Origin of the sequence: Vibrio sp. 99-8-1 (genome assembly GCF_013114595.1) — a bacterium.
Classification (GTDB): Bacteria; Pseudomonadota; Gammaproteobacteria; order Enterobacterales; family Vibrionaceae; genus Vibrio.
In genome coordinates, this window is the sequence record NZ_VTXE01000010.1 from 97392 (window position 1) to 110653 (window position 13262).

Annotated in this window: 14 protein-coding genes; 7 read left to right on the plus strand and 7 right to left on the minus strand. The window is 41.9% G+C overall.

Annotated elements, in window-relative coordinates:
* Positions 1–394 precede the first annotated feature (394 nt).
* Both F0227_RS07390 and F0227_RS07395 read left to right on the plus strand, forming a co-directional pair.
* On the plus strand, positions 395–706 hold the full coding sequence (locus tag F0227_RS07390; protein WP_171752548.1) for a DUF406 family protein: 312 nt from the start codon (positions 395–397) through the stop codon (positions 704–706).
* A gap of 306 nt (positions 707–1012) precedes the next feature.
* Positions 1013–1579, plus strand: coding sequence for a hypothetical protein (locus F0227_RS07395; RefSeq protein ID WP_253822065.1), 567 nt, complete (start codon positions 1013–1015; stop codon positions 1577–1579).
* Positions 1580–1669: 90 nt separating this feature from the next.
* Here the strand turns inward: F0227_RS07395 and F0227_RS07400 are convergent, their stop codons facing one another.
* Entirely contained in the window at positions 1670–2779 is a 1110-nt protein-coding gene (locus tag F0227_RS07400) for a 1-acyl-sn-glycerol-3-phosphate acyltransferase (protein WP_171752550.1), read from the minus strand.
* Between the two features lie 274 nt (positions 2780–3053).
* Here F0227_RS07400 and F0227_RS07405 point away from each other — a divergent pair, with 274 nt between their 5' ends.
* Positions 3054–3671 (plus strand): AraC family ligand binding domain-containing protein, encoded by a 618-nt coding sequence (locus F0227_RS07405; protein ID WP_171752551.1) that lies wholly within the window; start codon positions 3054–3056, stop codon positions 3669–3671.
* A gap of 34 nt (positions 3672–3705) precedes the next feature.
* Here F0227_RS07405 and F0227_RS07410 read toward each other — a convergent pair whose 3' ends face one another.
* On the minus strand, positions 3706–4203 hold the full coding sequence (locus F0227_RS07410) for a hypothetical protein (protein WP_171752552.1): 498 nt from the start codon (positions 4201–4203) through the stop codon (positions 3706–3708).
* Positions 4204–4217: 14 nt separating this feature from the next.
* Positions 4218–4757 carry a nicotinate-nicotinamide nucleotide adenylyltransferase gene (locus F0227_RS07415; RefSeq protein ID WP_171752597.1) on the minus strand — a complete coding sequence of 180 codons (540 nt, stop codon included), beginning with the start codon at positions 4755–4757 and terminating at the stop codon, positions 4218–4220.
* Positions 4758–4849: 92 nt separating this feature from the next.
* On the opposite strand from F0227_RS07415, the gene nadE reads away from it, so the two are divergent.
* Positions 4850–5680 (plus strand): ammonia-dependent NAD(+) synthetase, encoded by an 831-nt coding sequence (nadE, locus tag F0227_RS07420; protein WP_171752553.1) that lies wholly within the window; start codon positions 4850–4852, stop codon positions 5678–5680.
* Between the two features lie 137 nt (positions 5681–5817).
* Positions 5818–6150, plus strand: a complete 333-nt coding sequence (locus tag F0227_RS07425) for a hypothetical protein (RefSeq protein ID WP_171752554.1) — start codon at positions 5818–5820, stop codon at positions 6148–6150.
* 17 nt (positions 6151–6167) lie between these two features.
* Here F0227_RS07425 and F0227_RS07430 read toward each other — a convergent pair whose 3' ends face one another.
* Positions 6168–7991: a hybrid-cluster NAD(P)-dependent oxidoreductase gene (locus F0227_RS07430; RefSeq protein WP_171752555.1), complete on the minus strand. Its 1824-nt coding sequence runs from the start codon at positions 7989–7991 to the stop codon at positions 6168–6170.
* 171 nt (positions 7992–8162) lie between these two features.
* On the opposite strand from F0227_RS07430, the gene pyrC reads away from it, so the two are divergent.
* Positions 8163–9203, plus strand: coding sequence for a dihydroorotase (gene pyrC / locus F0227_RS07435; RefSeq protein ID WP_171752556.1), 1041 nt, complete (start codon positions 8163–8165; stop codon positions 9201–9203).
* 262 nt (positions 9204–9465) lie between these two features.
* Positions 9466–9864 (plus strand): DUF2061 domain-containing protein, encoded by a 399-nt coding sequence (locus F0227_RS07440; protein ID WP_171752557.1) that lies wholly within the window; start codon positions 9466–9468, stop codon positions 9862–9864.
* Positions 9865–10005: 141 nt separating this feature from the next.
* Here the strand turns inward: F0227_RS07440 and F0227_RS07445 are convergent, their stop codons facing one another.
* Genes F0227_RS07445 through F0227_RS07455 form a run of 3 tightly spaced genes read right to left on the minus strand, consistent with a single transcriptional unit; the run spans position 10006 to position 13257 of the window.
* Positions 10006–10854 carry an ABC transporter permease gene (locus tag F0227_RS07445; RefSeq protein WP_171752558.1) on the minus strand — a complete coding sequence of 283 codons (849 nt, stop codon included), beginning with the start codon at positions 10852–10854 and terminating at the stop codon, positions 10006–10008.
* A 4-nt stretch (positions 10855–10858) separates the two neighbouring features.
* Complete coding sequence (locus F0227_RS07450) at positions 10859–12139, minus strand: ABC transporter permease (protein WP_171752559.1); 1281 nt, start codon at positions 12137–12139, stop codon at positions 10859–10861.
* Entirely contained in the window at positions 12136–13257 is a 1122-nt protein-coding gene (locus F0227_RS07455) for an ABC transporter ATP-binding protein (RefSeq protein WP_171752560.1), read from the minus strand. The genes F0227_RS07450 and F0227_RS07455 overlap by 4 nt, the downstream gene beginning before the upstream one ends.
* Positions 13258–13262: the final 5 nt, after the last annotated feature.

Consider the following 13262-nt stretch of genomic DNA (forward strand, 5'->3'; position numbering starts at 1 on the left):
AACAATGAGAAATTGCGTAAAGCGTATTCAACATTTCCGTCAAGAATACTAGGTTGGAAACGCCCCCAATATCAGACAGGTCTTATTTGCAAACAATATTGGTTAACCGCTAATCTTAGCGAGTAGACAACGCTCATTACCAGATTCTACTTTCATGGCACACAAACCGATTCGATATCCGCTCAACGCCTATTGTTTATTTTTACCGCTAACGCAACAATCCAATATAAATAAACACATATAAAAAAAATGGGAATAGCATACAGTTACTTTGTCCTTGTTAAATATGCCAATTTTTCTACAAAAGGCTATTGGTACCATACGATGTTTTACTGGATAGATGCCGCTATGCTAGGTAATATATGCGTTTACATATTAAGTAAGTGAGGTCGTGATGACAGAGGAAACCATAGCAACAAGCGCAGAAAATGAGTTATGTGAAGCGTGTGGCTGCAGTGCTGAAGTTGGTTTCATCATTAAAGAAGGTGATGAAGTAGCGGAAGTTTCTCTTTTTGCAGAATCTAAACAAGCATTAGAGGCTGAGTTTGAAAAATACACAAGCCTAGCTAAGTCAATTAATGCCGACGTTCAGTTTGAGACATCAGCGCTGACGGAACAATCCACAGAATTACATTCTCGATTCAAATTTGATGTCAGTGCTGAAAAACTGATATTTGAACTTAAGTGTCGTACGCTTTCTCGCTAAAATTTATTTTCTTTAGCCGCATAGCTTACACTATGGCTCATTGATCGTTCGCCACATTCATTGCCAATATATGATGTAATGTTATTCAAGTTCGCAGCAGTGAAATGTCGTGTATCGACATAAATCAGCTGATAAAGCAGTAACAAAACCGACAAATGCTGATCAAAGGGTTTATCAGAAAGCGAGTTAAATGCTCGCTTTTATTTTATCAAAAAAGTGGAGTTTTCGACTACTCGGCCGATAACCAAATCAGTCCCCCACCGAGAGGTAGCTATGAACAAACTGCTGTTGTTAATCACATTAGCCATGATGCCTCTGCTTGCAAGAGCCGAATATCTAGATCAGTACCAAATTCTTAATCACTTAGATAACTACGGTAATTTATACCTGCGAAACAAGCCCTATACCTCTTTGCCTGACGGGCTGACGGTAAAAGGAAACCTGAACATATCTAAGACCAGCATAGAAAGGTTGCCAAAGGGGCTCACTGTAAAAGGAAACTTAAATGCCGCAAACAGTAAGGTTAAGTTCGTTTTACCCGGCACTAAAATTACCGGCTTCGCCAACTTTCTTGGCGCATCAATAGAAAATTGGCCCACGGGTGTTAGCGTTGGCGGCTATATTAACTTTACTGATACTGCATTAAAAACATTGCCACCTGCTCTGCATGTCAATGGTGACTTAAGTGTCATGAGAACGCCTATAGATGCACTGCCAGAGAGAATATTTATAGAGGGAGACCTGTACATTGGAGGCTCTAGAATCACGACATTTCCTGATGAAATGACCGTTAATGGCAATATTTTTCTTGGTGGGAATCAAATCAGCAAGTGGCCAAAAAATCTGACGTTAGGTGGTGCGGTAGCAAGGTAGTTATGTAGTTATGTAGTTATGTAGTTATGTAGTTATGCTAAGACGAAAGAGAAAACAGGAGCGGGTTAACAACCAACTCCCTTATGCTCACTAAGCTTTACTGTTCATGACGGGATTGGCGTACATATTAATTAAGTAAGGCTGTTCAGCTTCTGATAATTGTGCCAACTTATCATTAAGAGCGCTTTTCACCTCTTCAGTAATTGACTCATCCGACTCACCGGCAGCAAGTAAATTCATTGGATAAAGTTTATATAAGCTATGTATCTGCTTATCTATCTCTTTCGCTAACGCTTCAGGATCAGAAAAGTCTTCGCTAATGACATCACCAAACGCGACATGGACTTTTCCTTTGTAGCCGAGTATCCCTTGAATAATGCTATCTATATCTTCAAACTCTGTTTTCTCATAACCACCACAGCTCTCTTTGGCATATAGCTCTTTTGCTTTGGCGATATCACAAGGGTCGTTTTCATAAGAAACAGCAACAGGAACAATCTTTAATGAGCGAATATACTCATTAAATGGCGTTTTGGTTTTACGGCCATTCACATGAAACATCTTTAAAATGGCTTGATCGGTTGAGTCATTACCATCTTTCGCTCTGCCTTCTTTTTGAGCAATCCAAACAGAGTTACCCGTATCCAGTGAATGCTTAATATAAGAAGACAATAAGCTAAGTGCTTTCATTAGCTCTCTTGGCGCTTTCGCCGATCGCTTAACAATAAAACTCTTATTGATGCGCATCAGCTCAGTTACACATTGCTTTTTAAGTAGGTTATCACCGATAGCAATACGAACCGTTTTGTGGCTGTTATTATGCAGGCCGTAATTCACTAAGGCAGGATCCATAGCAATGTCACGGTGATTGGAAACAAATAAATACGCAGTATTCTTATCCAGTTCATTTAGACCAGAGTACGTCACGCCATCCGTGGTTTCATTGAGAGCCTTAGTCAGGTACTTCTCAATCTCAACTTGAATATCATATACGCTATTTAACTTGCTCCACTTAAATTTTAAATACACTTTCACAAAAGGTGCCAGTATATTTTTTAACCAATTGGAATGATGAGCAAATCTGTGGTTAAGAATAGCATCAATAAATTCTTGGTCATTTATTAAGCGAATAATTGAAGGGCCAATTTCACTGTCGTTATACGGCCTAATTTCTTGGTAAATATCGTTATCTGGGTTCATATAATTATACGTATTTTTCAAATCGGGCTAATTCTACGCTCACTTTGCATCGTTCGCAGCTTTATAATCCACATTCTGCATCAGGTCAGACCACAAACCAAACATTATGTTCATTTACTTTATCGCCTGTTGTCCTTTGGCGACTATTTTTACCACCATTTGTTATTAAACCGATGGCATGACACCCTGCACTCACCTCCCGCTTTTTGTCCCATTACATATTGGCAATATTAACCAGACCATGTAATCTATGCGCCTCAATAACGAGGTCCTCATGAACTACTCAATACAATACCAACGTACCCCTCATCCTTATATGACGGTAAGCCCACGTAAAAAAAGAATTAAAAACACCTTACTTATGGTGCACAGCGGCACGGTATTGATCAAAGTAGGTAAATCGGAATACGCGCTTAAAGCCAACGATCTATTTTGGTTACCTATTGGTAGCTTAACCTCGATTACTTATTTTCCTCATGCAGAGACATCAAATATTGATTTTTCAGTACGATTAAAGGAAACCTTCCCTTCAAAGGCGGGATACATCACGCCGTCTGCATTAACACAAGCATGTATTGATAAACTTTATCATCAAGATATTGGCGAGCAGTATCGCTTGGATCTATTGCAAATCTTAAAACATGAATGCCAGATTATTGCACCAAGTTTATTCATCAGTAAAACCAGCGCCCAGTTTAATCAATGGACAGTCGATAGCAATCAAGGTTTAAGCCAAGAACTGCATATGGCTTTGACTATTCGATACGCTAGAAAGCAACTACTTTCAGGGGGATCACGTCAGCAAGTTGTGGACACTCTTTTCTCAGGTTCGCACTCGGCATTTGATCAGATTTGGCAATCGGTAATGGGTCAGGAAAATAGCTCTAAATAGCTCTAAATAGCAGCTTAGCTATATATTAAACCAGTTAGAATGGCCACTCTAACTGCAGCATGACATCTCCTTGATAGTGATTGTGCCAACGATAATCCATTCGCATTTTAGGGCCATCGCTATCAGAATCGCCAAAAGCAACACTGAATTGTAAACCGTGGTTACTCAACCATTCACTATAACTCATCTCTTGCTCTGAATCTGACAACGCGTCTGGAAGCCATAATCCTAAACCAAAAAAACTCTGCTTTACTCGGCCAGTAACAATAGGATCATCCAACGACTGATCTTGCCAGGTGGCCCAATAATCGTTGCTGGTTAGTTGATAGTCGAGTTGAGCACTTTGATAATAAGGTACACTACTAGAGAAAGCGGCTAAATGCCCTACCGAATTACCATCAGGAATATGACACGCTTCAGTAATGGAAGAAGATTGAAGAACCGTTAGGCCAATATTCGATTGGCAAGAACGACTATAAGCAGGCAGAGTAACAACTGAAAGGGCTATGATTAACGCTAAATTGGAGTTCATTCTACCTTCTTAATTTATCTCCAATACAGCTTATTCTCCATAATAAAGTTTTGTACTGAATCTGTTGTTAGATGAGATATCGGCTGTTTATTGGCCATATTCGTTCGGATATCTGTACTTCTAACGGATATTTTTTCCGGGCACGCTAATACTGACCATTTCATTAATATATCGCTGGCCCGGTAAAACTTGTCAAAGTTAAGTAAATTGTCAGGCCCTAATATAAAGGTAATGTCAGAATTTGGATTTTCGGTTTGTAATTTATCTAATACCGCATAAGTGGTAACACTTTGATCCGGTTTATGAAGTATTTCTTCAACGGTAGAGAGTCGTACCGTATTCAAATCAATATCCTCAATAAACAACGCCACCATTTGGCAACGAAGTTCAAAGCTCAGCATTGTTTTGCCCCATGCATGGGAAATACTCGGCACCAACAATACTTGATCAAAGTGTGTTAAAGACTCAATCACACTTTTATGACCTAAACTGGGGGGATTAAACGCGCTTCCAAATACTGCTATTTTGCGCGGAACTTCGCCACTGTTACTCATTTGCTCTATTTTCACTATTTTCTACTAACTCGGATAAGGTATGATAATACCATTAGTTAGCATTTAATATTACCGAAGGAAAAGGAATCTACATGGAACACATGATTCGCGATGAGATGCGCGTACTGCCATCAATAGAACCCAGCACAGAAATAGAACGCCGTGTGGCTTTTATTAAACAGAAGTTACTTGACTCAGGTTGCAAAAACTTAGTTTTGGGCATTAGCGGTGGCGTTGATTCAACAACTTGTGGTCGTTTGGCACAGTTAGCTGTAGATAGCTTAAACCAGCAATCCCAAACTCAAGATTATCAATTTATAGCGGTTCGCCTTCCTTATGGGGAGCAAAAAGATGAAGATGAAGCGCAATTAGCGCTAAGCTTTATTAAGCCTAGCCACGTTGTAACCGTAAACATTAAACAAGGTGTTGATGGACTTCACGCAGCGGCAAATAACGCGTTACAAGGCTCTGGACTATTACCGCAAAATCCCGCTAAACAAGATTTTGTAAAAGGAAATGTCAAAGCACGAAGCCGAATGATTGCTCAATATGAAATTGCAGGTTATCTCGGTGGATTGGTCATAGGTACCGATCATTCTGCGGAAAACATCACTGGTTTTTATACTAAGTTTGGTGATGGCGCTTGCGATCTAGCACCGCTATTTGGTCTGAGTAAACGTCAAGTAAGAGAATTGGCTGAAACACTAAGAGCCCCCGAATTACTGGTCGCCAAAGTTCCAACGGCAGATTTGGAAGAACTCACTCCACAAAAAGCAGATGAAGATGCACTCAATCTAACTTATGAGCAGATCGATGACTTCTTAGAAGGGAAACCCGTTCCTCAACAAGTTACCGACAAGATCATCGCAATCTATCAAGCGACACAACATAAAAGACAACCTATTCCAACTATTTATGACTAACCTTGTTTTTGTCATTGCTAGATAGAAAAAGGTGTCCAATTAAATAAATTGGACACCTTGTCTCATATACACAGTTCCATTTATCGCCACAAATTGCTAATCTACTTCTGTCTTATAGCAGCTATTTGGTCGTATTAATGGCAACCAACACACCAAACCATCTTCACTCTTTAACTCAACTGGTACCCGGTACTAAAGTAGAGCACCTGCTAACAGGGCAACAATTTGTAGTAACAGCCAACAACGGTAACCGAGTTACTGCGGTCTCAAGTGTTTCGCTAGTGACGGTCAATGACTACGCCCATACTGAATGGATCTGCGCCACCAGCAAAAAGCCTCTCAATAAATTGAAAGTTGGTGACATCATTACCAAGCAACACTCTTATGTCATCACCAGCGTTTCTGATTATCTACTTCATGCCACTCGCAGTATTGAAATCACCAACCCTACTGAGTACTTGATCGTTTAATTTAGGTAACACCTAGATTAATCGACAATTTCCACATCTGTTAATGGAACGCTGCAACAGGCTAGTATTTGTCCAGAGTCTCGCTCTTCGTCTGTAATCGCAGCAACATCAGCATGCTCGACTTCACCACTTTCTAAGGTGACTTTACATGCACCACACAAACCTGCCCGGCAGCTATTTGCAATGGCTAAACCGGCTTTCTCTATTTGTTGTAATACCGAACTCTGATTATCCCCTTCGACCATAGCGCCATTTAAAGAGATGAATACTTTTTTATAAGCTTGTTGTTCGGCCTCTAACGTAAACTGCTCCTGATGATATTGGCTGGTAGGCAATCCTAGCTTAACTAGCAAGCTTTTGGCTTTTTTCATAAAGCCATTCGGCCCACAAACAAACACCTGACGTAAAGGTAAATCTGGAATGTGTTTGAGGTGAGATAATGCAAGGCGGCCTTTTGCGCCAGGCCAGTCATCATGAGCCTGACTCAGTGAAATGATAATTTGCAGCCCTTTAAAGCGTTCATGAAGCTCGTCCAACTCCTCTTTGAAAGGAATATCTTCTAGCGTGCTACATTGATGATAAAACACCACGTTGTCCATCTGATCATGATCAGCCAAGTAACGTAGCATAGAAATCATTGGGGTCACGCCGCTTCCTGCCGATAGAAGCAGTAGAGGGTTTGAATGGTGATCACTTAAGTGAAAACTGCCTTGTGGCGTATCCGCTTCTAATACATCGCCAACATTGAGGTTATCTAATAACCAATTAGAGACTCTTCCCGCATCAACTCGTTTTACCGATATAGCGTAGCGCCCCATTCTACTTGGTGTTGAAGATAAGGTGTAATAGCGGCATATTTTCTCACCATCAAACATCACCTCAATAGGTAAATACTGTCCTGGTAAATAGCCTGGCAATACCCCTGATGTTGGTTCAAACCAATAGGTAACAAACTGACGAGCCGTCTCTTCTTTGGCAACGCAGGTTAGCGTTAAACTCTGCGGCTGATTATCGGCGTAGTACTCTTTCTCTTTGTACTCTAAAACTTCAACGACATCGTCAACGGATATTGAGCCTTCATTAAGGGCGACAATATTCTGACCAAAGTACACACCGCCATCTTCATTCGCCCGGAATGTAGACAGTGTTTTGAGTGGTTCCTTCGAGGCCTTAGCAATACCTGACGTATGATCAACCGTCGTTAATATGCAGCGTTCACAAGGCTTAACAACGTCAAACTCTACCTCACCAATTCGAATCTTTTTCCAACTATCTTCAATAAAAGCTTCATCACCAGTCACGACAATATTAGGCCTAAACTGTTGCATAAACTGGGTTTCGGATGCTCGCTGGTTTAACTCACTTAGCGACGCTTCGCTAATCACCAACAGCGGATAACCATCTGCGAATGACACGTTGTGACCCAGTTTTTCTCTTACTCTATTTGACTGCTCTCCGGTGTAAAGCAACTCCGCTTTATCCCCTACAACTTCACTGATCCACTGGTTTGCTTCATCGGTTGTTTGGTAAGCAAAAAAGATATCGTTCCATACTTGAGTCTGTTTCTTTTTCATCGAGAAATCAGAGAAGGATAGAGTTAAAGTTTCTTTTCCCTCATAAGCCAGATGCAAACCGTTGTTGGTCACATTGGTATGTAAAGTAACCAATTGAGGGTGAGAGCGGGCAGTTATCATTTTGCCGTCAGGCGTTGCTATCATAAAACGACGATCAAAAGAGAGCCCTTGTTTTTCTACCCAAGAGGTCGATATGTCGATACCTTGAGTCGATTTAATTGGATAAATAGTTATCTGAGAGAGTGTTGATTCTGTTTTTACTGACATAACTTCCCTTATTATCCGCGCGCCAAACGCAAACGTTTTCTTTTTATTGATTTATTAACGAATTTTGATGAAATATACCACTTTTTGCTCTATTATCCTGTCGCCTAAGCATTGAGAAATCACTTATCTACTTAGGCTCCAGATTTTATCACACTTATAAAGGGAGCTTTTATGACCACACTAACTATTACTCGCCCAGATGATTGGCATGTTCACTTACGTGATGGTGCGGTTCTTAAAGATACTGTTGCTGATATCAGTCGCTACAATGGCAGAGCAATTGTAATGCCAAATACCATTCCTCCAGCAACAACAACCGAGCTCGCTTTACAGTATTATCAGCGAATCAAGGCGCATAATACAAGTGCCCATTTCGAACCGCTAATGACTCTTTATCTTACTGATAATACGACAGCAGAAGAGATTCTAAAGGCGAAGGCTACAGGAAAAATCGTTGCAGCTAAACTCTACCCTGCTGGGGCAACAACCAATTCAGATTCTGGTGTAACTGATATCGACAAGCTCGCTCCGGTGCTAAAAGCCATGGAAGAGTGTGGCATGTTACTGCTTATTCACGGTGAAGTGACTGACCACGGTGTTGACATTTTCGACCGCGAGAAGGTGTTTTTAGATCAAGTGCTCGCACCGATTGTCACTCAGTATAGCCAGTTAAAAATCGTTGTTGAGCACATTACGACGTCTAACGCAGTCGAGTTTGTAAAAAGTGCCAGCGATAATGTTGCAGCAACAATAACTGCACACCATTTGCTTTATAACCGAAACCATATGCTGGTAGGCGGCATACGTCCTCACTTTTATTGCCTGCCAATACTCAAGCGCGGTAGTCATCAACAAGCGCTTATCGAAGCCGCCACCAGTGGCAACAAAAAATTCTTCGCAGGTACAGATTCCGCACCACATACCAGAGGAAATAAGGAAACCACCTGTGGATGTGCAGGTTCTTATACTGCTCATGCTGCATTAGAACTGTATGCTGAAGTATTTGACAAGGAAAACAAGCTTGAAAACCTAGAGGCCTTTGTCAGTTTTAACGGAGCAGACTATTACGGTTTACCTCGCAATACAGGTTCAGTGACGTTAACCAAAGAAGCATGGCCAGTGCCTTTATCTCTGCCATTTGGTAATGATGAAGTGGTTCCTGTTAAAGCCGGTGAAAACATCGAGTGGACTGTTAGCGATACAGATGCTTGATTACAGGTCTTCAAAAAAGAACGTGATAAAATTATAAACGCGGCGCATAAAAGCGCACCTACAAGCGCTCGTTACTCAAGTTTTTATGTTGAAGACTGATCGATAGTATATGCCAGCGACACGCCGCTGGCATTTATCAATTCTTGTTCCACTATTGATTGTTAAAACCTATCAATAATATAGAGTTAATCTTATTTACCAAATGAGAATAATTATCAATAATGACATTATCAAATCAGACGAACCGTTTTAGGATAATGCCATGTTCAAGACAATCACTTTTGCCGTTATTCACTTTACCATTGCTACCTTGGTTGCCTATAGCTTAACCGGTGACTTCTTACTTGGTAGTGTAATCGCGATGATTGAGCCTTCGATTAATACCGGCGCCTTCTATCTACATGAGAAGGTTTGGCAAAAAGTGGCCTTTCTAAAACGCCGTGAATCCATAACTCAAGTTAAAACAGCCAGCTTTGCCGTCATTCACTTCAGTGTCGCGTTTACGGTAACTTTTGCATTGACAGGGGATGCTTTCCTAGGCGGTTTAATGGCTACAATAGAACCTGCGATAAACTCAATCGCTTATTTCTTCCATGAAAAAGTATGGTTAAGAAAATCGCAAAATACCGAGGCTATCAATAGACATGCAATCGCGCTATAGAAGAGGTAACACGCCAATAATACACGTGTTACCCAACTCTCAAGCTTAGATTCTAATTTAAAACTTCGACGGTAGTTTAACGCTTCAGCCTCGATAAAATAGGCTGCACTTATCATTAATTTCGTCAACTCAGCAAGTAAGTTACTCACTAATACCGCGGATCTTGGCATTACGACGACGTAGCACTTCTAAAGTCAGCAACAGTGCAACGGACATCAAGATCAATAAGCTTGCTACCGCTAATATGGTCGGGCTAATTTGTTCTCGAATACCAGACCACATTTGACGTGGCACTGTACGTTGCTCCACACCGGTGATAAAGAGCGCTACCACTACCTCATCAAACGATGTTCCAAACGCGAATAAACCGCCGGATATCATTCCCGGTCGAATTAGTGGAAAGGTAACATGTCTGAAGGTATAAATGGGGTTTGCACCCAGACTATACGCAGCACGAACTAAGCTATGATCAAAGCCACTTAAAGTCGCAGTCACCGTAATGACCACAAATGGTGTACCCAAAGCAGCGTGCGCGAGAACAATCCCAACAAAAGTCTGAGACAAATCCAAGCGAGTGTAGAAGAAATACATTGCGGCTGCAGAGATGATCACAGGAACAATCATCGGAGAAATCAAGAACGCCATAATTGCACTTCGGAAAGGAACATTATTGGCGGCCAATCCAATCGCAGCTAAAGTCCCGAGTGTTGTGGCAACCACCGTAGCACTTAGTGCTATCAACGTACTATTTTTAAGAGCCATCATCCACTGATGATTCTCTATCATCTCTACATACCAGCGCATTGAATACGCCTCTGGGTCAAGGTTCAACATTCCTTCGGTAAAAGTGAAGTAAGGCGTCGCATTGAACGAGAGAGGAACAATAATCAAAATAGGCGCGATTAAAAACAGAAAGACTAGGGTACAGAAACCAAGGTAAGCAAAATATGCCACTCGCTCGCCTTTGCTGCAATAACTCGGTAAAGACATTCCTTTATCCTCCAACTTTTATATTGTTGATTCCAACAACCCGGTTAAACACATAAAACAGGAGGGTAACAACGGCAAGTAGCAACCCTCCGAGCGCTGCAGCCATCCCCCAATTGAGCGAGGTTTGCATATGGTAAGCGATCATGTTGGAAATCATTTGACCACTTCTTCCGCCAACCAGTGCGGGGGTAATATAGAAACCAATCGATAGAATAAAGGTTAACAAAACACCGGCCCCTACCCCTGGCAAGGTCAGCGGCATGTAGACTTTAATAAACGCGGTAGCCGGAGCAGCACCAAGAGAACGCGCTGCTCGAAAGTAACTTGGGCTAATGCCTTTCATTACACTGTATAGCGGCAAGATCATAAACGGCAGTAGTATATGAACCATAGCGACAATTGTGCCAAAGGTGTTATGAATCATTGCCAAACGATCATCACTCAGGCCTGACCAGATCAGCAGATCATTCAGTACACCTTGGTTCTGTAACAGGACAATCCAAGAGGTCGTACGCACCAGCAGTGAGGTCCAAAAAGGCAACAGCACCACGATGAGCAACAGATTCGCCTTTTTATCAGGCAAGCTGGACAAAAGATAAGAAACTGGATACGCCATTAGTAAACAGATTAAGGTGATAGCAAGCGACATACCGAAGGTTTTCATAAATAGATCGACATAGACCTGACGTGTTTCTGGCTGCATGGTAATAGAGCCTGACTCGTCGTAGCGCATATCTAATGCCGCCAAATAGTAGCTAAGAGTATAGGGAGCGCTTAATGTCTTAATTGCTGACCAATACTTGGTCTTAGCCCAACGTTTATCGAGCGTTTTAATTTCCTGCAATGAACTAGGCATTGCGCTGGCTTTGCTGAGCTTTCTTCCTGTTTTCATCAGCAAGCTACGCATACCTGAGACTTCTATGTTCAATCTACTCGCTAATTTGGGTAATGACTTATTTTGATGAGCGAGTTTCAGTTCTGCCATAAAAATTTGTTGAATCTCAAGCGTAGGCAAACCATCGTAGTCCCACTGCTCAATAGAATGAGACGTTTCAGGGAAAGCGCTCGGCACACTTTGGTTATCCACACTGCGATAAAGCATTTCAACTAGTGGAAAAGCAAACGAGACACAAATAAATGCCACTAATGGTAGGATCAAAAGTACTGAACGAATCTGTTTCTTGCGTTCAGCTTTTTGTAGCTGTGCTTTCAATGTCGCAGGAGGTTTAGACAGCTCATCCGCAATGGCTGTCACTGACTCCAAGCTCGTTAGCTCTCTACTCATGCCGCCGCTCCTAATGGCTGAGTGATGGAGTCATTATCAAGTGCATGACAATCGTCACTATGCCAACCAATACTATATTCTGCCCCAGGGGTAAAACTGGCCTCGTGGCTACGAGAGTTGGTTACTTTAACCACTAACTCTCCGATTTCTTCAACATCAATCACTAGCCTGTGGTGATCTCCATGATAGATAAGCTCTTTCAGAGTACCTGTCACGATGTTGTTGCACTGATCTTGTTGAGGAGCGATGGAGATTTTCTCAGGTCGGATAGATAGCAGCGTTGTTTGGTGAGGTTGATTGACCGCAACGGCAGTAGCAAGAACGGTTTTACTGCCAACTTGAACCTTACAAGTCCCACTGTCTAGTGATTCAACCCGGCCTTTAATTTGGTTATTCTCACCAATAAACTGTGCGACAAATGCATTGCTTGGAGATTCATACAGCTCCGTCGGTGAGGCAAGCTGTTGCACTGCACCATTATTAAACACTGCGATTCTGTCTGACATGGTCAGAGCTTCATCTTGATCATGAGTGACATACAAAATGGTAATTCCCAGCTTTTCGTGCAGATGTTTTATTTCCATCTGCATCTGCTCTCGAAGCTGTTTATCTAACGCTCCGAGGGGTTCGTCCATTAGCACCAATTTAGGTTCAAACACTAAGGCACGTGCCAGCGCGACACGCTGTTGTTGACCACCAGACAATTGTTTAGGGTAACGATTAGCAACATGATTTAGCTCAACCATGTTCAACGCATCCGCCACTTTAGCTTTTACTTGTTCGTCTGACATGTCGCGTACTTTAAGCGGAAAAGCGAGATTTTCTGCAATCGTCATGTGTGGAAATAGAGCGTAATTTTGGAACACCATACCAATATCACGTTTATGCGGAGCCAAATTGTTAACGGGAATACCGTCAATATAAATCTCTCCTCCCGTCGCCGTCTCAAAGCCTGCCAGCATCATTAAACAGGTCGTCTTCCCTGAGCCCGATGGACCAAGCATAGTGACAAACTCTCCCGGCTCAATTGCCAGATTAAAGTCCTTCACTACTAACGTTTCACCATCATAAGTCTTCTGCACATGTTGGAAGCTGACGTATTCCTTTTGCAATGTCATTGGTC